Annotated in this window: 17 protein-coding genes; 6 read left to right on the top strand and 11 right to left on the bottom strand. The window is 56.3% G+C overall.

Annotated elements, in window-relative coordinates; genetic code table 11:
• The first annotated feature begins 86 nt into the window (after positions 1 to 86).
• On the top strand, positions 87 to 677 hold the full coding sequence (locus tag OSO_RS0111340) for a hypothetical protein (protein ID WP_010583462.1): 591 nt from the start codon (positions 87 to 89) through the stop codon (positions 675 to 677).
• 131 nt (positions 678 to 808) lie between these two features.
• Here the strand turns inward: OSO_RS0111340 and OSO_RS0111335 are convergent, their stop codons facing one another.
• The 4 genes from OSO_RS0111335 to OSO_RS0111320 all read right to left on the bottom strand — a co-directional run bounded on the left by OSO_RS0111335 (position 809) and on the right by OSO_RS0111320 (position 4,206).
• Positions 809 to 1,555, bottom strand: coding sequence for a 3-keto-disaccharide hydrolase (locus OSO_RS0111335; protein WP_010583461.1), 747 nt, complete (start codon positions 1,553 to 1,555; stop codon positions 809 to 811).
• A gap of 177 nt (positions 1,556 to 1,732) precedes the next feature.
• Entirely contained in the window at positions 1,733 to 2,782 is a 1,050-nt protein-coding gene (locus OSO_RS0111330) for a bifunctional heptose 7-phosphate kinase/heptose 1-phosphate adenyltransferase (protein ID WP_010583460.1), read from the bottom strand.
• Between the two features lie 67 nt (positions 2,783 to 2,849).
• On the bottom strand, positions 2,850 to 3,299 hold the full coding sequence (locus OSO_RS0111325) for a hypothetical protein (RefSeq protein WP_010583459.1): 450 nt from the start codon (positions 3,297 to 3,299) through the stop codon (positions 2,850 to 2,852).
• A 7-nt stretch (positions 3,300 to 3,306) separates the two neighbouring features.
• On the bottom strand, positions 3,307 to 4,206 hold the full coding sequence (locus OSO_RS0111320; RefSeq protein WP_010583458.1) for a phosphoribosylaminoimidazolesuccinocarboxamide synthase: 900 nt from the start codon (positions 4,204 to 4,206) through the stop codon (positions 3,307 to 3,309).
• Positions 4,207 to 4,624: 418 nt separating this feature from the next.
• On the opposite strand from OSO_RS0111320, the gene OSO_RS0111310 reads away from it, so the two are divergent.
• The gene (locus OSO_RS0111310; RefSeq protein ID WP_010583456.1) at positions 4,625 to 6,124 is read left to right on the top strand and encodes an endo-1,4-beta-xylanase; all 1,500 of its coding nucleotides are present in this window, start codon (positions 4,625 to 4,627) and stop codon (positions 6,122 to 6,124) included.
• Between the two features lie 32 nt (positions 6,125 to 6,156).
• Here OSO_RS0111310 and OSO_RS0111305 read toward each other — a convergent pair whose 3' ends face one another.
• The 7 genes from OSO_RS0111305 to OSO_RS0111275 form a co-directional block, all read right to left on the bottom strand.
• Complete coding sequence (locus tag OSO_RS0111305) at positions 6,157 to 7,152, bottom strand: SGNH/GDSL hydrolase family protein (protein ID WP_010583455.1); 996 nt, start codon at positions 7,150 to 7,152, stop codon at positions 6,157 to 6,159.
• A gap of 99 nt (positions 7,153 to 7,251) precedes the next feature.
• Positions 7,252 to 8,286: a 6-phosphofructokinase gene (locus OSO_RS0111300; protein ID WP_010583454.1), complete on the bottom strand. Its 1,035-nt coding sequence runs from the start codon at positions 8,284 to 8,286 to the stop codon at positions 7,252 to 7,254.
• Between the two features lie 105 nt (positions 8,287 to 8,391).
• Complete coding sequence (accC, locus tag OSO_RS0111295; protein WP_010583453.1) at positions 8,392 to 9,738, bottom strand: acetyl-CoA carboxylase biotin carboxylase subunit; 1,347 nt, start codon at positions 9,736 to 9,738, stop codon at positions 8,392 to 8,394.
• Positions 9,739 to 9,879: 141 nt separating this feature from the next.
• Entirely contained in the window at positions 9,880 to 10,401 is a 522-nt protein-coding gene (gene accB / locus OSO_RS0111290; protein ID WP_010583452.1) for an acetyl-CoA carboxylase biotin carboxyl carrier protein, read from the bottom strand.
• 47 nt (positions 10,402 to 10,448) lie between these two features.
• On the bottom strand, positions 10,449 to 11,546 hold the full coding sequence (locus OSO_RS0111285; protein WP_010583451.1) for a M24 family metallopeptidase: 1,098 nt from the start codon (positions 11,544 to 11,546) through the stop codon (positions 10,449 to 10,451).
• Between the two features lie 36 nt (positions 11,547 to 11,582).
• Positions 11,583 to 14,027, bottom strand: coding sequence for an MMPL family transporter (locus OSO_RS0111280; RefSeq protein ID WP_237729275.1), 2,445 nt, complete (start codon positions 14,025 to 14,027; stop codon positions 11,583 to 11,585).
• 206 nt (positions 14,028 to 14,233) lie between these two features.
• Positions 14,234 to 14,725, bottom strand: a complete 492-nt coding sequence (locus OSO_RS0111275; protein ID WP_010583449.1) for a hypothetical protein — start codon at positions 14,723 to 14,725, stop codon at positions 14,234 to 14,236.
• Positions 14,726 to 15,379: 654 nt separating this feature from the next.
• Here OSO_RS0111275 and OSO_RS0111265 point away from each other — a divergent pair.
• The 4 genes from OSO_RS0111265 (at position 15,380) to OSO_RS0111245 (ending at position 24,280) form a co-directional block, all read left to right on the top strand.
• Positions 15,380 to 16,702 (top strand): DUF1501 domain-containing protein, encoded by a 1,323-nt coding sequence (locus OSO_RS0111265; protein WP_010583447.1) that lies wholly within the window; start codon positions 15,380 to 15,382, stop codon positions 16,700 to 16,702.
• A gap of 240 nt (positions 16,703 to 16,942) precedes the next feature.
• The gene (locus tag OSO_RS0111255; RefSeq protein ID WP_010583446.1) at positions 16,943 to 19,405 is read left to right on the top strand and encodes a PPC domain-containing protein; all 2,463 of its coding nucleotides are present in this window, start codon (positions 16,943 to 16,945) and stop codon (positions 19,403 to 19,405) included.
• A 21-nt stretch (positions 19,406 to 19,426) separates the two neighbouring features.
• Complete coding sequence (locus OSO_RS0111250) at positions 19,427 to 21,862, top strand: DUF1549 and DUF1553 domain-containing protein (protein WP_010583445.1); 2,436 nt, start codon at positions 19,427 to 19,429, stop codon at positions 21,860 to 21,862.
• 162 nt (positions 21,863 to 22,024) lie between these two features.
• On the top strand, positions 22,025 to 24,280 hold the full coding sequence (locus OSO_RS0111245) for a c-type cytochrome domain-containing protein (RefSeq protein WP_010583444.1): 2,256 nt from the start codon (positions 22,025 to 22,027) through the stop codon (positions 24,278 to 24,280).
• Positions 24,281 to 24,282: the final 2 nt, after the last annotated feature.

Genomic DNA, 24,282 nt, shown 5'->3' with positions numbered 1-24,282 from the left:
CAGAACACAGACGCCAACGATTTAACCGAATTCTACTGTCAGATCTCTTCAGAGAAAGTCAGCCCGCGCGGCATGGAGGTTCATTCATGCATCGACTCACCCTGGTCACGTTCATCGGACTGCTTGTCATTTCCAGCGTCGTGCCTGCCGCCGCGCAGCAACGACGACGGCCTGTGACGTTTGTGTTCCAGCAGTCCCTAGTGGCCAAGACGCAATGGTCCCCAGACGCGTCCAATCCCGCGGCAACCGCTGACGGAGCGGAGCGATCGGCAACGGGCACAGTTCCCGGTGTCTTGCCTGCCGACGGCGCGCATTCCGATCCGACTGCGGCCGGCAGCTCACTGCAGACGGCTGGCAACCAGGCAGTCCGACCGACTCTGCAACAACTGCAGAATCCCTCTGGTGGCTATACGATGACGCACGCGAACTATTCGCAAGGACAGTACACGTCCCCGAATAACTACAACGGATCGCAGTTCAACACCTGGAACAATCTCAGGCAGCCGCCGCAGAATCTGGATCTCTTCCAGTCATTCAATCGTACGCAACCGCCTACGACATGGGGTGGCTATATGTCTCCGAATACCTACATCGGCCCGGCGAATAACCAGTGGAGCAATCTGTCCACTGGCTACATCACGCCCAACGTTGTCGGCGGCTGGACTTATCAAAACTAGTGACGTTCACAATCTGAACGCACCAGTCGTCGAACGCGTTGCAAAAGGGCCAACAAGCCTGCGGACGACTCGCGGGAACTTGTTGTCAGAGAGCAAGTGCGCGACGAGTGTGTCCGAGCCAAGACAATCGGTTAAGGCAGTTCGCGAATTCGCAGGCCCTTGAACTCGATCGGGGCTCCTTCGGATTCCAGGCACAAGTATCCTGTATTCGGTTCGCAGTTCGATCCGCCCGACACTTCTTCGCCATTGACCCACAGACGCACTTCACCGTTGATCGCGCGAATGTAGTAGTGATTCCATTCGCCAATTCCCTTGCTCAGATTCTTCGTCGGGAAGCTGCGTCGACCATCCGGTGCGACGGGAGCGAACGGCTTCATATTGGATTTGCCAACGGGAAAAACGTCACCATTGGTGGTGAACCAATCGGGCTTCTTGCCATTTTGCTCTTCGTAGGCTTTGGCATAGCCGTGATCTAGAACTTGAACCTCGATCCCACCTGGCGGTAACGAATTCGGCTTAAGGCCGGTGAGCGCTTCTTCCGACGCCCAAACGAAGATGCCCGAATTTCCACCTGATTTCAGGTGTTTCCACGTGGCGACCATCTCAAAGTTGGTGATCTTCTTCTTTGAACGCGTCACGCCGACCGGGGTGCCTTTGCAAAAAACACCGTCCTCTTTCCAGGTCCAGGTGTCGGGGTCGGTGTTCACATTCTCAAAGTCCGCTTCACCCAAAGAACGCCAACCGGGCCCGGTCCCGTCGATGAAGGCCTTGGTGACGACAACCGGTTCTGCTGCGGCAACCGTCGAGACGAGAACGATCAGGCTACAGACAATCGGAGTACCGAATTGTCGGAATCGATCGACAACAGCGCAATTCATGGAACCCTCGTTGAAGCTATCAAGGTAAAACGGACTGTTCGTAACAGACTCAAAGCATACCCGGCGCGAATTCGCGAGACGACCGACAGACTGCGGATTTCTGGTCCCAGTGAATATTCCAGATCCCTGGAAGTCTTCCAGGCCGCGGATAATTCCAGGCAGGCAACCGTCACCATCTCAGTTCGATAAGCCGGTTGGATGTTGAGATTGCCACACCGCGAGTGCCGCACGAACCTGATCGGGCGACGCGGTTCCCGTCGTTCCTAATTGTTGAACTGTCGTCGAAGCAACAAGGTTGGCAATGAGCGCCGCTTCAGCCGGGGTGGCGCCGCTACACAGCGACATCACTGCCCCCGCCGAAGCGCTGTCGCCGGCACCGGTCGGATCGATTGGGCCGGTCACTTTGACGCCTGGGACCAGCGTGACATCAGGATCGCTCACCAGAATCCCACGATCGCCGCAGGTCACGAAGACTGTTGCACCAATCTCCGAGCGAAGCGCCGGGATCAGGCGACGCAGCTCGTCCTGCGGAATCTCTTCTCCCACAGCGGGATTCAGGCGATGGACTGCTTCGAACTGATTCGCCTTGATCATGGTGTTGCGGAATTGGCGAATGAATCGTCGGCTATCCGCCCAGAAAATGACCTTCGGGAATTGTCGGGCCAATTCCGCTACGCGCGCCCGCAGCTTTGCTGTGACCACGCCGCAGTCTTCCATATCGACTTGATCCATGATCAGCAGCGCATCGACTGTGGGCAGCACGCGTTCCAGTTCATGACCGATGCGTTCGACAATCGATGCCGGCGTGGAAACACGATTCTTTGTATCGTAACGCGAATGTTCGCCCGCAAGTCCGGCGACATTCTGATCACAGGGTTTGAGATAGGTGGGTGTCATCAGTTCGGGACACCGCAGTAACCCTTCGGTCGAGCACCCGATCTTGTGCAGTCCCTGGCAGAGATCGAACGCTTCTCCATCGTCACCCACCGCTCCGACTGCGTGCAGTGTTCCAGCGCCCAATGCAGCCAGATTATTCACAACCGTCCCTGCCGCCCCTGGGTAACGCCGGATTGACATCACCTGATGTGCGACCCGACCGGTTTCGAGGCTTGGTTCCGCCAGCTCGGGTGACACTTCCAGATACTTGTCCAGAAAGAAGTCACCCAACACGGCGATTCGTTGCTGAGGAAACCGTGCCAAAATTTCGTTCAGCCGCTGCAACTGCATCAGTTCGTCTCCAAAAAAATCATCCGCAGGCCATATCCGGGCCCGGCGTCATGTGAAAAAACGATCGTCAGGATTGTTCGTTAAAAGGATCGTGTCGCCACGCGTCATCAGCAGACGAACTTTCACGCCCGCGTGCCGCTCCGTCACGCTCTTGATCGAGCCGTAGATCAGAGATGAACCAGTACCCACAACTGAAAACCTGCCACCAGAAATACTCGCACAGATAATGTCGAATCAACAGTCGCCACCACCATTGGCCCTGCGCCAACATATAGGTCAGCACGAAGGCGATGCTCAAGATTCTCCACACTTGCGACGTTCGCTGTGGATAGGCTCTCATTAAAGGTCTGAGCAACCAGCCGACGAGAACGCTGAAGAGAATAATTCCCACCGTGACGGGCCACCTGCCCAGCCGATAATCGAACCAGGCATACCATGCCAGAATCAATGCGACCGCCAATGTCTGTAGCTTGGCGCCCAGAGACAGTGATCCAAAGACGAGGGACAGGCGCCGCATAGTTCGTTCATTTCCAGGCGAACGTGGTTCCTGTCAGCCGCTCATAGGCTTCGACATACTTGTCCCGCGTCTGCGTGACCACTTCATCGGGAATAGCTGGCGGCGGACTATTCTTGTCCCAAGTCGTCGACTCCAGCCAATCGCGCACGAACTGCTTGTCGAAACTCGGCTGCGGTCCGCCCGCTTGATACCGATCGGCAGGCCAGAATCGCGAACTATCCGGTGTCAAAACTTCATCGATCAAAATGACCTGGTCGTCAACGAGTCCGAATTCAAACTTTGTGTCCGCGATAATGATCCCGCGCGATCGCGCGAAGTCCGCCGCTTTCGTATAAATCGACAGGCTGAACTTCCGCAGTTCCTGCGATCGATCTGTTCCGAGAATTTCGGTCATCCGTTCGAATGAAATATTCTCGTCATGACCGCTCTCTGCTTTGGTTGCGGGAGTAAAGATTGGCTCGGGTAATTGATGGCTTTCCGTCAACCCGGACGGCAGTGGAAGGTCGCAGACCGTCTGCTTCCCTTTGTACTCCTTCCAGCCTGATCCTGACAGGTAACCGCGAACGACGCATTCAATTGGGAAGACTTTCGTCTTCCGCACGATCATGCTGCGTCCCTGTAGGGCGTCGATGTCCGTCCCGGTTGGCAATGGAACGTCCGCGGGATCCATGCTGACCAGATGGTGGGGGACCTGAAGAAGGTCAAACCAGAAACGACTGAGCTGCGTGAGGACGCGCCCCTTGTCCGGAATTCCGGTCGGTAGAATCCAGTCAAACGCACTGATACGGTCGGTGGCAATGAATAGCAACCGATCGCCGAAGTCGTAGACATCTCGAACTTTCCCTCGAAAGGGAGTTCTTCCGGGAAGTTCACTTTGTAAAAGTGGAACTTTTGAGCGTTGCGCCATGGTTACAGAGAATTTCAATCGAAGTTGGGAAGTCAGGATCAGCGGCTTCGAAACGGAACAATCGGGATGCCGAACGACACGCCATTCGAACCTGATGCCAACCTGAATTCTGGGTGGGTGACAAATCCAATGACTGCGGTCCGATCGACGTCGACAACCCTACACCAAATGGCATTCGAAACCAATCCTGTCGGGCCGAACCTTCGCGGGAAGTGGGCTCCTGCGGGTGTGATCCCTGACTTCTTGAAGAACACGGTTCGCAGGACTACACTGGCGGAGCGTGGAGTGCCCTTCGTCGATTCTCCCCCGATGTCTCACTCCGATTTTTGAAGTTGTTGAATTCCGATCACCCTTGCCAAACTGCTGGCGTCGGCGGATCTCCCGGTTTCTTACTTTTTTGACGCATCTCGGAGCCGCGATGGGGTTGATTCGCTTTGCCGTCCACCCCGCCACGACGTTTAACGACTGGCCCGAGGTCCATGCCGGTTTCTTGACAGGAGCCGATGGCCGAGTCTTTCCCACGAAGATTGAGCTCGAGAACAATCTTGTCGGTTGTCGGCGCACGTCGTCAGAAAGCGTCAAATTTCACGTAGTCTGGCCGGTGGAAGGATTCGGCCGGATGATCATATCGACCGCGTCACTTCCCGAACGCGAAGCGCCATACGAACTGGTCGTGGAACTCGCACGCGGAAAAATCGTTCAAGTCCGCAATCAACTGGCACAATGGGAACTCGCCGGACTACGCGTTCCGCCCGAATTTGCGGGGCCGCATCGGGCTGCACATCGCGCGTTTTTTCGGGCGGCATCATCGCAGAACCAGCCGGACGAGGCCTGCAGGCTCGCGAACGAAGCGATCCGGTTTGCGTGCCAGGCTGCCGAGATCTTGGCGCAGTCCTATGCCTCACAATCGCTCGCGGGACGCCTGCAGCGATTCGGTTCGTTACCGATTTCCATCGGTTGTGAAATCCTCGGTACGCTCCCTCCACCCGCGACGCACGTCCTGTATGGAACGCTCTTCAATACCTCGACCGTCTCGGTTCCTTGGAAGGTCATCGAAGCGATCGAAGGTGAATACAACTGGGAAGCGACCGACAAGCAACTGGATTGGTGTGAATCCCAGAAGCTGATGGTCCGGGGTGGACCGCTGCTCGACCTGGGCAGCAACAGCATGCCAGGCTGGCTCAGCCGTTGGGAGCATGATGTTCTGAATCTGCAGAGCTTTGTTTGCGATTTCGTCGAGACCGCGATCGCGCGTTACGTCGGTCGAATTCGCGTGTGGGAAATCTGCTCGCGGATGAACACGGGCGGTGCGATGGGACTCAACGAAGAGACGCGCCTGACGTTGACGGCGCGCGTGCTGGACGTCGCACGTCAGGTCGATGAAGAAGCGCAACTGATCATTCGCATCGATCAGCCTTGGGGTGACTATCAATCACGCGGCCAACATCGGCTGTCTCCTCTACAAGCCGTCGACGCGTTGATTCGAGCCGGCGTCGGACTGTCGGGAGTCAACTTGGAATTGGCGCTGGGCTACAAGACGTACGGTTCATCGCGACGCGATCTATTAGATACATCGCGCTTGATCGATGCGTGGACAACATTGGACGTGCCGATCTATGTCACGTTGGTCTGCCCCTCGGCCGCGCTGGCGGACCCCTTGGCATCGAATCCGCTTGCGGTCAATCCTCAGATCTGGGCGGGTGCCACGGATGAAAGCCATCAGGCCGACTGGATCGATCAGATGTTGGAGCTGTTGGTTGCAAAGCCTCGGATCGCGGGCGTCTTCCTGCCCAATTTTTCTGACAGCACCTTGCATGAATTTCCCAACGCGGGACTGCTGCGCGGCGACAACTCGCCAAAGCCTGTGACCGAACGAATCGTCGCCCAGCGAATGAGTCATCGCCGCAGAATGACCTGAGTCAGAATTGGCGGAAGTCCCTGCTTGGGGCATCAATAATGCGGAGGAGTGTCCAAGATACCCGCACGCTCCCCACGCTCAAGGCGGTAATAATTTCCAGAGCCCGCGGCGAGTGACGATCCAAGCAATGACTCGACACGCGATTTCATCAACGTCTGTCCGGCGGATGAGAGATGGATTCCGTCGACGGTTGAACCTTTCGTTGTCAGTACAGACGCGAACATTCGCTTCGGAACCAGCTTCGCACCATACCGTTGCGCCTGACGTCGCTGGGCCGCTCCGTACCGCGCACAGGCTGGCGGAAGTGGCAATTCCAGCATGATGACCATTCGGTCTGGCTGGACAACCTCTTGCAAAAGCTCGCTCAGGTGACGTTCAAACTCGGCAACCGGCAATCCTTCCAAGAGATCGTTGCCCCCGATTTCCAATACGAGCGTGCCCGGTCGATTTAGAAAAAGACGATTCTGCATCCGCGCCGATTTGAGCGTGGCGCCCGGTTGCGACGCATCAAACACGTCAACCTGCGCGTCCTGAGCTAACAGCCGAGGCCAGGTAACCTCGTGATCGTTCAGTCCGGCAGTGACCGAATCGCCAACTACCAGGATTTGACGAACGGGTGGCGTGACAGGCGGCATCGGCTGCCAGGGCAATTCCAATAACAGGAATCCCGAGAGCCAGATCGCAGGGCTGAGCCGCCACAGGCGTACTGCGAAGGCGTTTTGAAAGTCGCGATGAGCTGTTGTCGATGGGCCGTTGGACGCGTGAAAGCTCAGCGAGCTAAGGGCAACCACTAACCAGAGGGATCCCAGGTACTGAAACCACACCGGAACCGGTGGTGATCCGCAGACGATGCACGCGATGCTGATGACCGCGAGGCACAATCGGATCACCGGAGAAACGAATCGCCTTTCTCTTGGACGGAGGCTCAGCGTCAGGACGATTGCGAGAACAATCGCGCCCCAGATCGCCGAGCTTCCACCCGCGAAAAAGTAAATGGTCCAGCGCATCAGCAGATTGGGTTCTTCCATCGCTCCCATTCCAACAGATCGAACTTGCGACACGACGCAGATTTGTTCGAACGAATGGCACGCGGGGGAAACCGACGTCTGGCGATGACGTTGTCAAAACTACTTCGAGAACGCGTAAACGTCGTCGATCCAGTCCTGGCTGACGACCTTCATTTGTCCCACGGCATCCGCCAGTGCAACGTCGATAATCTTGGTGCCAGCCAGCGCGACCATGCGACCGAATTTCTTCTCTTGCACGAGTCGCCCGGCGCCGAGACCGAGTCGCGTACCGAGAATTCGATCGAACGCGGTCGGTGATCCACCGCGTTGAATATGGCCTAAAACCACATCACGGGTTTCAATGCCCGTTTTCTCTTCGATCAACTGAGCGACCAATTGGCCGATCCCGCCGAGTTGTTCGTGACCGAATGCATCGACTTTCGCGGTTTGAGTCACGGTCTTGTCGCCTCCGATCAGCTTCGCGCCTTCGCTGACAACAACCATTCCCCATTGCTTGCCCGCTTCACGGCGCTTCTTCAGCACGGCACACATCTCGTCGATGTTTACCGGGATTTCGGGAAGCAGAACATAGTCTGCTCCGACGGCCATGGCGACTTCGCACGCAATCCAACCAGCATGGCGTCCCATGGTTTCGATGACGCCAATGCGTCGATGCGATTCCACCGTGGTACGGACGCGTTCGGTCGCTTCCATCGCGATGTTGATGGCGGTGTCGAAACCGAACGTCACGTCCGTGCAACTCAGGTCGTTGTCGATCGTCTTAGGGCAGCCAACCGTGTTCAGCTTGTAGTCGTTATACAACTTGTTGGCGACACCCAGGGTGTCATCACCGCCGATCGCAACCAGGGCGTCGAGACCCAGCTTCTTGTAAGAGTCAAGCAGCTTCGGCACGTCGCGATCTTTTTCCTTGTAGGGATTCGTTCGTGACGAACCCAGGATCGTACCGCCCTTGCTGATGATATCGTCGGTATTTTCGATGGTCAGTGGCATCGTGACGCCGTTGATTGCGCCTTTCCATCCATTGATGAATCCGACGCACTCACCACCAGCATTGATTATCGAACGAACGACACCGCGGATCACTGGGTTCAAACCGGGGCAATCGCCGCCGCCTGTCAGCATTCCAACCTTCATATCCGTCTTTCCTTCTCTCTCGAAGAGTCTCGGCGACCGAATGATCCTGGTCTCGGTCTGCCCGGCCAAATTCTGGCACCCAGGTGAAGCCTGTCTCCGTCGTCACTATTTGACGAGCAACTGTTGTTCGATGAACGTGGTGTCCATCTTGCCTTCGACGAAGGCGGTATGGTTCAAAATTCGCTTCAGCAATGGAATGGTTGTCTTGATTCCTTCGATCACAAATTCATCCAGACAGCGCTTAAGGCACGCGATGGCTTCTGGACGAGTGGGTTTGTGAACGATCAACTTGCCGATCATCGAATCATAGTACGGTCCGACGACATATCCCTCGTGAATATGCGAGTCCCAACGAACGCCGTGGCCACCCGGAACGCGAAGCTTCGTGATCTTGCCCGGGGATGGACGGAAATCGTTGTTTGGGTCTTCCGCATTGATGCGGACTTCGATGGCCGCACCGTTACAGGGAATATTTCGTTGCTTCCAGGGAAGCGGTTCCCCTGACGCCACCTTGATCTGCTGCTGAATCAAATCGATGCCTGTGACCATTTCCGTCACGGGATGCTCGACCTGGATTCGAGCGTTCACTTCGATGAAATAGAACTGATTGTTCTTGTCGACGATGAACTCGACAGTGCCGGCGTTGGTATAGCTGGCCGTTTGAATCAGGCGAACTGCGGCCTTGCAGATATCTTCCCGCACGGATTGAGGCAGATTCGGTGCCGGCGATTCTTCGATCAATTTCTGGTGGCGACGCTGCGACGAACAATCGCGTTCCCACAGGTGGACAACCTCGCCATGCAAGTCGGCAATGATTTGCACTTCGACGTGTCGTGGATTCTCGATGTACTTCTCGAGATAGACGCCCGCGTTATTGAACGCTTTTTCGGCTTCCATCGCGGCTGCTTTGAGCCCCGCTTTCAGCGAGATGTCGTTTCGCGCGACACGCATCCCCTTGCCGCCGCCCCCCGCTGTGGCTTTGATCAGCACGGGGTAACCGATCTTTTCGGCAATCGCGACCGCCTCGGCCTCGTCTGTGATCAGGCCGTCGCTGCCGGGCACCAGATTGACCTTGGCGCTTTTGGCGATCTCTTTGGCTGTGACCTTATCACCGAGCTTGGCCATGGCGTCGACCGATGGCCCGATGAACTCGATCTTGCATTCTCGACAGACTTCGGCGAAGTGTTCGTTCTCGGAAAGAAATCCATATCCGGGATGGATAGCCTGCACGTTGCCGATTTCGGCCGCGGCGATGATGTTTTTGATAACGAGGTAGCTTTGATTTGCTGCCGCCGGGCCGATGCAGATCGACTCATTGGCGGCATTCAAATAATCGGCACCTCGGTCGGCGGCACTGCACACGGCGACAGTTTCGATGCCCATCTCACGACAGGCACGGAAAACACGCAGGGCAATCTCACCCCGATTCGCAACCAGGATTCGCTGGAACATTGAGCGAGACGATTCTGTGTTCGGAGACGAAAGACGTTCGGCACGCGGCACACACGCAGCAGGCTGGCAATTGTCAGAACTCTGCTTTACCGTGCGGCGCAACGATCACATGCCGGTGAATAACAGTCGTGGCCCGGACGTTCAACTCTTATAGCGGAACAGTGGTGTATCGAACTCGACCGCATCGCCGCTCTTCACAAGCACTGCGGTAATCGTACCAGAGACTCCGGCCTGAATCTGATTGAAGACTTTCATCTGTTCAATTGTACAGACGACAGTTTCAGGCGTGACCACCGACCCTACGGACACAAACGGTGGATCTGTCGGCGTCGGCGTCGCGTAAAATGTTCCGATCGTTGGGCTCTTGATCAGCAACCCACCCGCGTCAGCCGGGGCAGCCGGGGCAGCGGAGGCGGCTGGGGCAGGCGCGGGGGCCGTGGCTGCGACAGTCGGAGGTGTCGCGGGGGCCGCCTGAGGTGCAAAGTATGCGGGTTGTTGTGGGACGAACTGCAATGTTTCCTTTGCACCTCGTCGCAATCGCCACTGTTCGTCTCCGCGCCGCAAATGCACTTCGCTCAACCCGTGCTTTTCCATCATTTCGACGAGCTGTTGAAGTTTGTTGAGGTCGAACGGAGCATCTCCCGTTGAGGTCGGTTCAGCCATAGCTTTCCTTTTTGTCGGTTTGGGGGAAATCTCCCTCGGTGCTCGTTTCACGAGTTCACGCCTCCCAATTCACGTGGTACGGAAGTCAGCACTTCATAGCCGTCTCGCGTGACGAGCACATCATCTTCAATTCGGACGCCTCCGAAGCCTGGAAGATAGATACCTGGTTCAACCGTGACTACCATGCCGGACTTCAGCTCGTCGGTGGAAATGGGACTCAGTCGCGGTCCCTCATGAATGTCCAGGCCAATTCCATGACCCAGACCGTGACCAAAGTACTTGGAGTAACCCGCCTGATCGATCACCTTACGAGCGACTCCATCGACGTCTTGACATTTCATTCCAGGGCGAATCGCTGCAATCGCAGCTTGTTGTGCATTCAACACAACTTCATATATCCTGTGGAGTTTGGGCGGGACTTTACCGGTGGCCCAAACTCGCGTCAAGTCACTGTGGTACCCCTTGGGGCTGACGGCGCCCCAGTCACAAAGGGTGAATGGCGATTCGTCAAATCGTCTGAGACCCGCTCGGTAATGAGGGAGCGCAGATCGATCTCCAACGGCGATAATCGGTTCGAACGCGGCTCGAAGTGCGCCAAAACGACGCATTCCATGCTCCAGCTCGTGTGCCGCCTGGCGCTCGGTCATTTCAGGAATCAACAACGACTTCATCAATCCGTAGCCTGACTCCGCCTGCTTGACCGCCAGACGTAATTCCTCGATCTCGTCGGCATCCTTAATCTGTCGTAAATCCTCGACTTGTCCCGTCAGTGGCACAAGCTCAATTTTAGCCAACTTTTCCGCAAGCGTGTCATGGACTGCGACGGTCATTGAGGATGCTTCGATCCCCAGGTGGGACAGACCAAATTTCGGAAATTCGCGCACCAAGAACTCAATCATCGTCGTTCGCGACGTCCGAATTTCGGCCGGAATGTTCGGGCATTCACTCTTGAGCTGTGTCTCAAATCGGCTGTCACTGAAAATGCAAAGAACGTCTGTCCCGATAATCAGATACGAGTCCTCGCCCGTAAACCCGGTGAGGTATGTCACGTTTTTGGGGTTCGTTACCAGTAACGCGGAAAGACCCGCCTTACGCAGTGATTGAACGAGCTTATGCCGACGCGTCGCAAGCCGGTCTGTCGTCATGGAGTCGAGATTTCAATTGGAAGTGGAAGTACCCGATTAGGGCGCTGGGGAATCGGTTGCAGCGGGTTCGGGCACGGGTCCACCTAACCACGCACCAAAACGGCCGAAGCGACCACTATGCAACAAGACCAGATAGGCAGGAACTAGGATCGGACGCACCACGAACGTATCGAGCAACACTCCAAACGCCAGCGCGAAGCCTAGTTGGATCATTCCTTTGAGAGATCCCGCGCACAGTGATGCGAATGTCCCCGCCATAATGATCCCACAACTCGAAATGATCCGCCCTGTCTTTGAGAGTGCTTCCACGACTCCCTTCACGGGACCATGCTCAACCTGCTCTTCTTCAATCCGCGTCATCAGGAAAATGTTGTAGTCTTCACCGACCGCGATCAGGATGGTGAACAAGAACATTGGCACCTTCCAATCCAGCCCCGCGAACTGCGGATCGGTCAGCGAGAAGAACGAGTACGTCACGCCGAGTGCCACCAGGTAACTGAACAGAACCGTCAGGATCAGGTAGGTACACAGTGCGACTTTCCTGAGCAGCAGCACGAGAATGACGAACACCCCGACCACAACCAGCAAATCAATTCGCACCTGGTCGCCATCCGTGACGGCTTTCAAGTCGCGAATGCTGGCTGCCGAGCCCGAGACAAAAATCTTGGTGCCGTCTTTCAGGCCGGCGGGCATCAAGCGAGCGATTTCGTTCTCAAGCCGTGTCAGGTGATTCATGCTGTCGCGCGCGAACGGGTCGACTTCCGCGGTGATCTCCATCCGCGTCACATGATTCGGCAAGTACTCGTCAGACACATAAAACTGCTTCGAGCGTTTCAGGGTCCCTGCCTTGTTTAGTCCGGCTGGTTCATCTTCCCAGCGTCGATCAATGGGAAATGCGACGCTACGAATGATTGCCAGTTGCAGTTCGTCTTTACGGTCGTACAAGCTTTGTGTCAGCTCATCGATGTAGGCAAAGCCCGTTTCTCGATCTGAAAAGTCGACGTTTTCGTTTTGCAGCAGAACCGTAATCGAGCCGGTGGCACCAGCTGGAAAATGCTCTTGGACAACCCGCGTCCCGCGGACACTGGGCGAATGGTAACTGAGATCCGAAAGCAGGCCGTAACTCAGGTGGGTATAGAACACGACGCCAATGACCGCGAACGGCATCATGAGGGCGATGCTGGCCAGCCAGATCCGCATAGGCATTTGGATCAATGCCCGTCCAACGATCTCCCAGGTGTTCTGAATGAGATGGATCTCGCTGAGGCGTGACAGAAGCGAGGATGACGAAATCCAGCCACCCGAAGAAACGCGTTCGGTCCGCACCTGAGGCCAGAAGGCCCACATCCCGGCCAGTCGAAGCAGCGCCGGAGTAAAGGTGAGAGAGGCGATCAGCACAATCGTCAAACCGAACGAGATCGCAATTCCCGCTTCGTGGAACTTACCAAAGTTGGCGAAGATCATCATCCCGATTCCGCAAATCACCGTTCCGGCGCTCGCTGCGATGGCGGCCCCCACCTTGGAAATGCAATTCGAGACCGCTTCGTCATAGCTGACGCCTGCGTCGATTTCCTCTTTATAACGGGCAATCAGAAACAGGCAGTAGTCGACCCCTGCGCCGTACATGAGCACCGCGACATAGGTCTCGATCCCCTGAAACAAAACGACCCAGCCACGAAGGGCGAACAAGATCAAGAGTGACATCGAGAACTTGACCGCCACGACGACGGTCACCAGCGGGATGATCGCCATCAGCGGAGCGCGATAGATCGCCCCCAGAAGAATCAGTACCAGGACGACCGTCAGCCACTCGGTCGCTTTCGCGCTGTTTCGGGCTGCGTCGAGCATGTCGCGGCCAACGGTGGCCTCACCGCTCAGGTAGATCGAAAGTCCCTCGGGCTTCTCTTTCAAGAACTCGGGGTCGCTCAGCAGCTCTTCCACTTTTCCGACCGGGATTCGGTTGCGGCTGTCCATGAACTCTGTTGTCAATTCGACAAGCGTCAGGATCGCTTTTTTGTCGTGACTTTCCAGCAGTGATCCGCCGGCAAGGTCGCGAAACGTGCGGATCTTGGAAATGACACGTCGCCCAGATTCCGCCGCGAGCTCTTCGTCCTCTTTCGCAATTCGAAGCAATTGCTCGCGCAATTCAAATTTTCGATTGGGATGTTCGAAGGGGTGGCTCTCTTCATCGACTCGGTCGTCGATAAAGTTTCGATCTTCTTCGGTGATCCCTTTCTCGGAGTCGCGTCGAGCGACAATGACGATTCGACTGGGACAAAATCCGGTGGGAAACGCCTTTCGAAAAAGCGATTCGGCCTGCAGACTCGGGCTATCAGGTGGAAGGAACGCGAATTCTTCGGTCTCCGCAACGAGCTCCAAACTCGGTGCGGCAATCGAAGCCGAGATCACCGCCACGACCCAGGCAATCAGCACTGCTGGCCAGGCACGGACGATGAACTCGCCGAGCTTTGCAAACATCATTCTTCTCGTGCGCCTGTATGAATTGTTGTTGTCAGCACGTCTCGAGCTTCCTATTCAATTCGCTGCGAAACCTCATTGTCGACGAATTGAGCCGGCATTCTCACTGGCAGGTCACCGAAGACCCAAGGGAGATGCTTCCAGTTGTTAACGTGCTGAGATTGTTGAATCGAACGAGCCAGACAGCGTCGGCCCGTAGTCGGAACACGTCAATGGCCGTGCGCCGATGAGGGATGTGAATGAGCGGCAACTGCATGTGTCGCGTGGCGATCGTCACCATGGCTGCTAGAACCGTGGCCGCCAGAACTATGGTCATGGTCAGGCTCTGCGAATCTCACCAGCTTGCCGCAGGCTCCTGAAAGCTGCACCGATCCGCACAAGGCCATAATGACCAGCAGCATTGTCACGTAAATTGTCTTACCAGCAAAGTTCGTTGGCTCAAGACCAAACAGATGATGGGTCCCGCTTTCGGGTGGGGCAATCAAGCCCCACACCAGGATCATCATCAAGCCAATCAGAAACACGCCGATCGCCCCGCCTTTGGCGAGAACGGGATATAGCTTTTCCCAATTGACTGCCAGCAACCAAAAGGCCACCCACGCAATCAAAGGTGCCCAGGGCACAACGAGCCCAAGAAGTGAAACAACCACTGCCCATCCAGCGACAAGCAGGTTCTGGAGACTATCGACTAATTGTTCCATTCATTGAATCTTTCGACAGAAAGTGAACTTCAAGAACGAGCCGCGAATGCCGGTCTCAATTAAAAAGAAATAACAGAATGGCGAGTACGAAACCAGCGAACGGGCCGTTCCCTGTAGCTGCGTTCCGTTCGGAACATCGGAAATCAAAATCAAAAACGCAGAATTAGGTGCGAGACTTGCTCGCTGGAGGGGCCCGTCGTTTCGATTTGCTTGACGATCCTTCGCGCTGCCGTCTTCCGAGGGCGTCATGCAGCGGCAACGAAATTGCGGTATGGTTGTGTTGCCGCGGGTTGTGTCGTCGTGGATTTACGCAAGATCTCGGTAAACGGGTGCCTGGAATCGGGTTTCCGAAACTCGCTCGCCGTTCTGGAACGCACAATCAACGTACTTGACTTTACTGATGTGAGGTGGTTAGTTTAGCAACACTGGAATTTGAGTAAGGCTCGAAATGCCAAGACGCCCGCCAAAAGTCTCGCCAAAAATCAGAATTCGCGGTTGATCGAATTCTTCCTGCCACCAGCAAGATTGCGTTCACTTAAAAACGAATGTTTTGAACCGACCTTGGGTTAACTAGCCTGCGTAACGCCGTGATCGACCAGATTGACGGACCTGCCTTCCTGCCCGGATTATTTCTGAGCCTTACGGAGAAGTCGAATGTCCAAGAATTGCGCCCCCCAGCACTTCGAGCGACTGAATCGCCGAGGTTTCTTGTCTGTCGGAGTTATCGCTGGTGCTGGTCTGACGCTGCCGCAGCTTCTTCGCAGCAATGCGGCCTATGCCGACCTGAAGGACTACAAGAACTTCGAAGGGACGGCGAAGTCGTTGATTCATATTTTCTTGCCGGGTGGGATTGCTCATCAGGAATCGTTCGATCCGAAGCCCCATGCGCCGATTGAATATCGTGGCGAAATGGGCCAGGTCGCGACCAAGATCAGCGGCGAATTCTTCGGCGATACGTTGGCCAAAACGGCCCAAGTGGCCGACAAGCTGACCGTGATCCGCTCGATGACCCACGGTGAGGCCGCACATGAACGCGGTACTCACAACATGTTTACCGGCTACCGCCCAAGCCCTGCGCTGACGTACCCTTGTATCGGATCGGTTGTCAGCCACGAGTACGGTCCGCGAAACAATCTGCCTCCGTATGTCTGCATTCCCAATATGCCGACCGAATTCGCGGGAAGCGGCTACCTCAGCTCGGCATTTGCCCCATTCAGCCTGGGAAGTGATCCAGCCGACGGTGGATTCAAAGTGCGCGATCTGGACCTTCCCAGTGGCGTGGATGATGGGCGATTCTCGTCCCGACGTTCGGCCCTGCAAGCGGTCAACGCACACTTTCAGAAGAAAGAAAAGTCCGACGATCTGCGGGCCATGGACACGTTCTACGATCGCGCCTACAGCTTGATCAGCTCGCAAGCCGCACGCGAAGCGTTTGATATCGAAAAAGAACCCGCACAAATTCGCGACGAATACGGTCGCAATCAGGCGGGTGCTCGCATGCTGCTCGCACGACGACTCGTGCAAGCGGGTGTACGACTGGTCAACTTGACCTACGGCGGTTGGGACATGCATACGGGCATTGTCGCCGGATTCCGCAATCAGATGCCTTCGTTCGATCAAGCGTTTGCCACGCTCATCAATGATCTTGAACGCACAGGATTGCTGAAAGAAACTCTGGTCATGGTGTCGTCTGAGTTCGGTCGCACGCCAAAGATCAACGCTCAGGCCGGGCGCGATCACTATCCAAAGGTGTTCAGTGTCGTGCTGGCCGGGGGCGGGATCAAAGGCGGCTACATCCATGGTTCGTCGAACGCCACCGCATCGGAACCAGAAGAAATGGCCATGGGCCCCGAAGATCTGTTCACCACAGCCTATCACTGCATGGGGATCGTGGCGGATAAAGAACTGATGGCACCGGGCGATCGACCAATCGAAATCGTCGACGGTGGTAAGGTCATCAAAGATTTGCTGGCATGATGACATGCGGAAATAGTTCATTCGAGCTCGCTCGCCTGATCCAGCGAGCGAGCTTGGGATGGGCAATTAAAACTGCTGCATGATCGGGTGCCCAATGGCGCCGAACGCAACTCTCTTCGCGGCGGGCAAATGAAAAGCGAGATGTCCGCGATCAGCAACGCGCTGTGGGCTGAAGTAAAGACGGCACGACACGCGATGATCGAACTGTTGAACCAATCTCGTCTTGAGAGGCGATAAACAATGATTCGTTACTTTGCCCTGATCCTGATCTGCGCGTCGACGCCTGTTATGGCGGCCAGCCCCGTCTTGTCCAATATCCTCCCTCGAGGAGCCCAGCGCGGAATCGAGACGGAAGTCCTGTTCAACGGGCAGCGGCTGGAAGATGCCCAGGAACTTATGATCTATGAGCCTGGAATCGAAGTCACCGAGTTCACGGTCGTCAACGGCGGACAAGTCAAAGCGAAACTGAAGATTGCCGCAGATTGCGTGTTGGGAACGAAACATCTCCGCGTTCGGACGGCAAGCGGTCTCTCTGACCTGCGAACGCTCAGTGTGAGCGCTCTTCCGACGGTGATGGAAGTCGAACCGAACAGTGAATTCAAGCAGCCCCAGGCGGTTGCCAACAATGTCACGGTCGAAGGCATTATTCAAAACGAAGATGTCGACTACTTCGTCGTCGAAGCAAAGAAGGGTGATCGAATCAGCGCGGAAGTCGAAGGAATACGGTTGGGCGACTTCCTGTTCGACCCCTATGTCGCGATTCTCAATGAAGCCCGCTTTGAGCTGGCGACCAGCGACGATGCGGCTCTCATCTGGCAAGATGGAGTCGTTTCGATCATCGCTCCCGCAGACGGAAAGTACATCGTTCAGATTCGCGAGAGCAGTTACGGCGGCAATGGCTCGTGCTTCTACCGTTGTCACATCGGCAACTATCCTCGGCCCTCGGCGATTGTTCCTTCGGGTGGAAAGCCTGGGCAGAAGGTCGCTGTCAAGTTCCTGGGAGACGTCGGTGGGGAATTTACACGTGAAATCGAAATTCCCGCCAAAGCGCAACCAGACTACGCCGTCTTCGCAGTGGATGATCGAGGTATCGCTCCTTCGGGCAATCGGTTCCGGATTGTCGACCTCGAGAATTCGATCGAGCAAGAACCGAACGAGTCGATCCAGCAGGCGACGAAAGCCGTTGCGCCAATCGCTTTTAATGGTGTGTTGTCATCCAAAACGGATGCCGACTTCTTCGGATTCAAGGCCATAAAGGGCCAGACGCTGGAAATTCATGTCTGGGCGCGACGCCTGCGTTCGGAACTCGATCCGCTGCTCATTCTGTACAACGCCCAGGGCGGTGCGATTGCCAGCAACGACGACAACGCTGGCCCCGACAGTTACTTGCGATTTGGGGTTCCGGAAGACGGAGAATATTTTCTCGAAGTGCGCGATCACCTCCACCGAGGGGGGAACGCCTTCCACTACCGGATCGAAGTCAGCCCGCTGGTCGCCGAATCGCTGTTGGGAGTCAGCGAATTTGTTCAGTACGTCGAGCCCAAGGTCGCAATTCCTCAAGGAAATCGCTTCCCACTGTTGATCAATGCCAACCGAGTCGGGTTCGGTGGTGCACTCGACTTCAAAGGCCTGGATCTTCCTGCGGGTGTCACGGTCGAGTCTTTCGGGATGGCCGCTGACCAAGGCGTGGCCCAACTGATTCTCGCGGCGACGCCTGAAGCACCGCTGGCCGGGAAGTTCTCGCAAATCACGGGAACACTGGCCGACCCCAATATTCCCAACCCACCGACGGGTGAAGTCCGGCTGCCGACGGTTCTCGTGCGCGGACAGAACCAGATTCCCTTCTGGACGGAACAGACGTTTGCCCTGGCAACCACGGTGACACAACGAGTGCCCTTCACACTTGAGATCGTTGAACCCAAGGTGCCTCTGGTTCAGGGTGGCCAGATGGCGTTAAAAGTCGTTGCGACACGCGATCCCGAGTTCAAGGCCCCCATCAAGATTGAACTGATTCTGAACCCGAACGGTGTCAATTCCAGCCGGGAGGTTTCGATTGCGGAAGGTCAGAATGAAGCCTTGATCTCGATGAACTCGGCCGGCAATGCCCAGGTCAAAGATCACAAAATTGCCGTTCGTGGTGAAGCCACTGTCGGAAATGGCCCTGTGATGGTCTGCTCCAAATTTGTCACCCTGCGAGTTGCGGAACCGTATGTGAAGTTCACCTACGAAGCGGCGGCCATCGAACAGGGGGCCGATTCAGAACTTTTCGTCAAACTGGAATCGCCGGTCGCATTCCCGGGTAATGCGACCGTTCAGTTGCTGGGCTTGCCGAACAAAGTCACCACAACGCCCGCCGAATTCAACAAGGACGCAAAGGAACTCGTCTTCAAGTTGAAGGCGGAAGCCGACGCCCCACCGGGGCTCAATAAGAGTCTGTTCTGCCAGGTCATCGTCACGGAAAACGGCGAACCTGTCATTCACAACATTGGCACGGGACAGATTCGTGTCGACAAACCGCTTCCGCCCAAATCGACGCCTGCGCCCGCTCCCGTTGTGGCGGCCGCACCGATGCCGACACCTGAAGCGGCACCTCCCAAGCGACTCACGCGACTCGAACAGTTGCGTCTTGATCAAGAACTACGAGTAAAAGCTCAGAACGCCGCGGCCGCAGGGGGCGACGCAAAGCCCGCTGGTGCGCAGTGATTTTTGCATAGGGACCACGCCATGCCTCGGATTTTCTGTTCTCAAGCCGTCATTGCCCTGGTGGCTGTGATTACTCTCAGCACCTGCGCGGTGGCGGAATCGCCGCTGGTGCAACTGAACGTGTACCCGCCCGATGTTCAATTGACGACGGCGAAAGATCGACAATTGATTGTCGTTCAAGCGGTTCACGCCGACGGAATTACACGAGATGTCAGCCAGGAAGCGAGATTCACGCTCGGTAACACCGCGCTCTGCCGCCGCGATGGAACGACTTTCTATCCCATGGCCGATGGGCAGACCGACCTGAAGGTCGAATTCGGCGGAAAGTCACTGACGATTCCAGTCAAGGTTGAGCGCGCCGTCGAAGCGCGTCCCATCAGTTTCAAACTGGACGTCATGCCGGTCTGGATGAAAGCCGGTTGTAATACTGGTAGCTGTCACGGTGCCGCACGCGGTAAGGATGGCTTCCGGCTGTCACTGTTCGGATTTGATCCGGATGGTGACTATCTCCGAATTACCCGCGAGATGCCGGGACGACGTGTCGATCTGGCCGTGCCAGATACCAGCCTGCTGATCGAAAAATCGATCGGCGTCGTCCCACATACGGGGGGAAAGCGGTTCGAACGTGATTCCGAACTGTGTCATACGCTGGTCGAATGGGTGACCGCTGGATGTCCCGCAGATCCTGCTCAGCTGCCCACTTGTATCGGCCTGGAAATCTATCCACGCGATGGAGTTCTGGACGGTGAAGGCACCACTCAACGCGTCACTGCACGCGCGAAATACTCTGATGGAACCGATCGCGACGTCACGTCACTCGCGCTCTATCAGTCGAACAACGATACGTCGGCCACCATCACACAAGAAGGTGTGATCACCGCCGGCGCACGTGGCGAAGCCTTCATTATGGCGCGATTCGCGACCTTCACCGTGGGATCGCATTTCGTCGTCCTGCCGAAGGGATTGGTCTACGAAGAGACACCCAAGCCGACCACGAATTACATCGACGAACTGGTCAATCTGAAGCTCAAGAAGCTACGAATCGATCCCTCGGGCCGGGCGTCAGACGAAGCCTTTCTCCGTCGAGTTTACGTCGATCTTGTGGGGCAAGTTCCGACCGAAGATGAATACGTCCGGTTCATGACCAGCCAGGAACCGACGAAGCGAGACCAGTTGATTGACGAATTGTTGGGCCGCAAAGAGTTCACTGAAGTCTGGGTGAGCAAATGGGCCGAATGGCTGATGATGCGATCCTCCATCAACACCAGCCCCAAGGCGATCACGCTGTATTACACCTGGCTTAGCGAGCAAATCGCCGAGAATGTCCCGCTCGACAAAATGGTTCGTAGCGTTTTGGGCGCGAGCGGCGGTACGTTCAAGAACCCCGCGACCAACTTCTACCAAATCGAGCCGGACGTTCTGAAGGTCAGCGAAAACGTTGCCCAGATCTTCATGGGAATGCGTGTCCAGTGCGCTCAATGCCACAACCATCCGTTTGATCGCTGGACCATGGACGACTACTACTCGTTCGCGTCTTTTTTCAAGCAAGTGGGGCGCAAGCAGGGCGAGGACTATCGAGAAACGATCGTGTTCAATGCAGGCGGCGGCGAAGTCAACCATCCCGTCGGCGGACGTGTGATGCCCCCCGTGTTCCTGGGCGGCGGACCGGTCGATGTGGCCGGCAAGGATCGTCGCGAAGTCCTGGCCGAGTGGCTGGCGTCGCCGCGCAATCCTTACTTCGCACAGAATTTTGCCAACCGAATCTGGCACCATTTCTTCAATATCGGGATCGTCGAACCGGTTGACGATGTTCGAGTCAGCAACCCTCCTTCGAACGATCCGCTACTGATCGAATTGGCTCGACGATTCACCGAGAGCAACTACGACTTCAAGAGCCTGGTCCGCGACATCTGTCGTTCCGAAGCCTATCAGCGCTCGACGGAAAAGAATGCCAGCAATGAAACCGACGAGCGAAATTTTGCATCGCAAACGCTTCGCCGGATCAAAGCGGAATCGATGCTCGACATCATCAGCCAGGTCACGAGCACCAAAGACAAGTTTCCACAATTGCCGGTCGGTGCTCGAGCCGTCCAGATTGCCGATGGTGCGACCAATACCTACTTCCTGACAACCTTTGGACGTGCCACGCGTGAAACGGCCTGCTCGTGTGAAGTGAAGATGGAGCCAACGCTCTCGCAGGCGTTGCATCTTTTGAACGGCGAGACTTCGAATCAGAAGATCCAGCAAGGCGGAGTCATCGCCGCGATGCGTAATGAAAAGCTGACACCGGAACAGATTGTCGAAAGACTGTATGTTCGCTGTCTCAGCCGGAAGCCACTTCCTGAGGAAGTGGAGTCACTGAAGCCCATGTTTGCGGAAGGAACCGACGTGAATCGGTCACTCGAAGATATTTTCTGGGCACTGCTGAACAGTCGCGAGTTCTTGTTTAACCACTGACCGCGACCTGCGTCTCGAGCAATGAGGGACAATCCTTGAATTGACGATACGCACAGAACCCGATGTCGCGAATGTTTGATTCAGCCGCTCAAGACCGTCTTTCGTTATTCATCGAGATGAGTCCTCCCTCTGGGATGGATGAAGTCTGTAGGGTTTACAGAAATGCGATATCTCCCCCTGTTTTTGTTCGCGACGAGTGTGCTGAGCGTCTCAGCCCTTGCTGAAGAAAAAGCTGCCGCAGCGAAGGAAGAGAAGATCACCTTCGACCAGCACATCGTGCCGATATTTCGCGAGAAGTGCGGTTCGTGTCACAATGCGAATGACAAGAAAGGTGATCTGGTTCTCGACAATTATGGCCTGGCGATGCAGGGGGGGGCCTCCGGCGAAGTCGTGCGAGCGGATGGCGATGCCTCGCAAAGCCAGCTCTATCTGGTCATCACGCACATGGCCGAACCCAAAATGCCGCCACAAGCCGCGAAGCTGCCCGACAATCAACTGGAGTTGATTCGAAAATGGATTGAAGGCGGGGCTCTGGAAAATGCGGGAAGCAAGGCGAAAGCGAAGAAGACCGTTGTCACGAAGGTGACTGTTTCAAATCAGAGGCCGGCAGGACCGCCGCCCCTGCCCGAAAGTCTGCCGCTCGATCCGCTTGTCGTTGCGAGTCGAGGCAATGGCATTACCGCACTCGCCACCAATCCGTGGTCTCCATTGGCCGCCGTTGCCGGTCACAAGCAAGTCTTCCTGTACGATACCCGCACCCGCGAAATCGCAGGCGTATTGCCTTTCCCGGAAGGCGTCGCTCACGTCTTGAAATTCAGCCGCAATGGCCAGTGGTTGATTGCTGGCGGTGGACGCGGTGGTCAATCCGGTAAGGCCGTTGTTTGGGACGTCAAAACAGGCAAACGAGTGACGGAAGCCGGCAGTGAGTATGACGTCGTGCTGGCCGCAGACATCAGCCCCGATCACACCCAGATCGCCCTGGGCGGTCCCAAGAAAATCGTCCGCGTCTACGACACGTCAACCGGCGAATTGCTTTACGAAAAGAACAAACATACCGATTGGATCACCGCCATCGAATTCAGTCCGGATGGCGTGCTGCTGGCGTCTGGCGATCGAAGCAACGGCTTGATTGTTTGGGAGGCATTCACCGGTCGAGAATTCCACGTTCTACCGGGACACACGGCCGCAGTCACAGACGTGAGTTGGTCTCCCGATAGCAATATTCTCGCCTCATCCAGCGAAGATACGACCATCCGACTGTGGGAAATGCAGAACGGCGGACAGATCAAGAATTGGGGCGCACATGGCGGTGGCGTGACCGCCGTCGAATTTACACGGGACAGCCGCATTGCGACCACGGGCCGTGACAATGTCGCCAAGCTCTGGGATCTCAACGGGACAGCCCTTCGTGCTTTTGGCGGGCTCGGTGACGTGGGAATGGAAGTCGCTTTTGATTCTGAAACCGACACAATCCTCGCGGGGGACCTGACCGGGATGATCCAGATCTGGAACGCCAAAGATGGGGCCGTTCTGGGACAACTGAGTTCGAATCCACCGCCGCTGGTCCGTCAGATTGAGCAGGCCGTGCAAGCGCTCGGCGGTGCCGAAGCCGCCGCAGGTCAGGCGACGGCAACCCTCGCCGCGTTGAACAAGCAGCTTGCCGACCGTATTGCAGCGGCCGAGACTGCAGCAAAAACGGCAGCGGCAGCGGTTGCTGAACTTGAGGTCGTCACGAAGGCCAAGGCACAGGCCGATGCCGAGATTGTCGCCAAGACGCAAACGCTGCAGACTGCAGAAACGGCGCTGACCAATGCGGAGGCCGCGCGAAACAAGGCGAGTGCCGAACGTGATGCCGCCGTGAAAGTGGCCACAGATCTGCGCGCCAAGGTCAAAACAGCCACCGATGCCGTCACGGCGGCGGAAAAGGAATCGAGCGAGGCCATGGCCGCATTCGAAGCGAAGCCTGACGATGCCGGGCTGAAGACGGCGAACGCAACCGCCAGTAAGAAGTCGATGGATGCACTTGCGACCCTCTCCGAATTGACAAAGCAATCCGCCGCAGCGGTTCAAGAGCAAACGACAAAAGCCGAGGCCGCCTCGGCCGCCATGGTGGCGTTCGCTGCCGCGAAGAAGACGCGTGAAACGAGCGACGCTGAAAAGAAGGCGGCTGACGAAAATGTGGCCAAGACAACCACCAAGTTAAAGCTCGCGACGGACGCTGTGACCGCCAGCAAGGCGGCGGCTGATAAAGCGGCTGCCGAAGCCGTCGTGACGCCCGAGCAACAAAAGCAGCTTACGGACACCGATACGGCTGTCAAAACGCACACCGCGACGGCGGCCGCATTGAAAGCGATGCTGGAGCGGCTGAACGCGGCCAAAGGTCGTGCGCTTCAATCCCTGGAAGCATCGGTGCAGTAGTC

Origin of the sequence: Schlesneria paludicola DSM 18645 (genome assembly GCF_000255655.1) — a bacterium.
Lineage (GTDB): Bacteria > Planctomycetota > Planctomycetia > Planctomycetales > Planctomycetaceae > Schlesneria > Schlesneria paludicola.
This window is presented reverse-complemented; position numbering and strand designations above follow the sequence as displayed.

Excerpts from the sequence above, each read along its gene's own strand:
- OSO_RS0111340 (WP_010583462.1), top strand. The coding sequence starts at position 87 with ATGCATCGACTCACCCTGGTCACGTTCATCGGACTGCTTGTCATTTCC.
- OSO_RS0111335 (WP_010583461.1), bottom strand. The coding sequence starts at position 1,555 with ATGAATTGCGCTGTTGTCGATCGATTCCGACAATTCGGTACTCCGATT.
- OSO_RS0111330 (WP_010583460.1), bottom strand. The coding sequence starts at position 2,782 with ATGCAGTTGCAGCGGCTGAACGAAATTTTGGCACGGTTTCCTCAGCAA.
- OSO_RS0111325 (WP_010583459.1), bottom strand. The coding sequence starts at position 3,299 with ATGCGGCGCCTGTCCCTCGTCTTTGGATCACTGTCTCTGGGCGCCAAG.
- OSO_RS0111320 (WP_010583458.1), bottom strand. The coding sequence starts at position 4,206 with ATGGCGCAACGCTCAAAAGTTCCACTTTTACAAAGTGAACTTCCCGGA.
- OSO_RS0111310 (WP_010583456.1), top strand. The coding sequence starts at position 4,625 with ATGGGGTTGATTCGCTTTGCCGTCCACCCCGCCACGACGTTTAACGAC.
- OSO_RS0111305 (WP_010583455.1), bottom strand. The coding sequence starts at position 7,152 with ATGGAAGAACCCAATCTGCTGATGCGCTGGACCATTTACTTTTTCGCG.
- OSO_RS0111300 (WP_010583454.1), bottom strand. The coding sequence starts at position 8,286 with ATGAAGGTTGGAATGCTGACAGGCGGCGGCGATTGCCCCGGTTTGAAC.
- accC (WP_010583453.1), bottom strand. The coding sequence starts at position 9,738 with ATGTTCCAGCGAATCCTGGTTGCGAATCGGGGTGAGATTGCCCTGCGT.
- accB (WP_010583452.1), bottom strand. The coding sequence starts at position 10,401 with ATGGCTGAACCGACCTCAACGGGAGATGCTCCGTTCGACCTCAACAAA.
- OSO_RS0111285 (WP_010583451.1), bottom strand. The coding sequence starts at position 11,546 with ATGACGACAGACCGGCTTGCGACGCGTCGGCATAAGCTCGTTCAATCA.
- OSO_RS0111280 (WP_237729275.1), bottom strand. The coding sequence starts at position 14,027 with ATGATGTTTGCAAAGCTCGGCGAGTTCATCGTCCGTGCCTGGCCAGCA.
- OSO_RS0111275 (WP_010583449.1), bottom strand. The coding sequence starts at position 14,725 with ATGGAACAATTAGTCGATAGTCTCCAGAACCTGCTTGTCGCTGGATGG.
- OSO_RS0111265 (WP_010583447.1), top strand. The coding sequence starts at position 15,380 with ATGTCCAAGAATTGCGCCCCCCAGCACTTCGAGCGACTGAATCGCCGA.
- OSO_RS0111255 (WP_010583446.1), top strand. The coding sequence starts at position 16,943 with ATGATTCGTTACTTTGCCCTGATCCTGATCTGCGCGTCGACGCCTGTT.
- OSO_RS0111250 (WP_010583445.1), top strand. The coding sequence starts at position 19,427 with ATGCCTCGGATTTTCTGTTCTCAAGCCGTCATTGCCCTGGTGGCTGTG.
- OSO_RS0111245 (WP_010583444.1), top strand. The coding sequence starts at position 22,025 with ATGCGATATCTCCCCCTGTTTTTGTTCGCGACGAGTGTGCTGAGCGTC.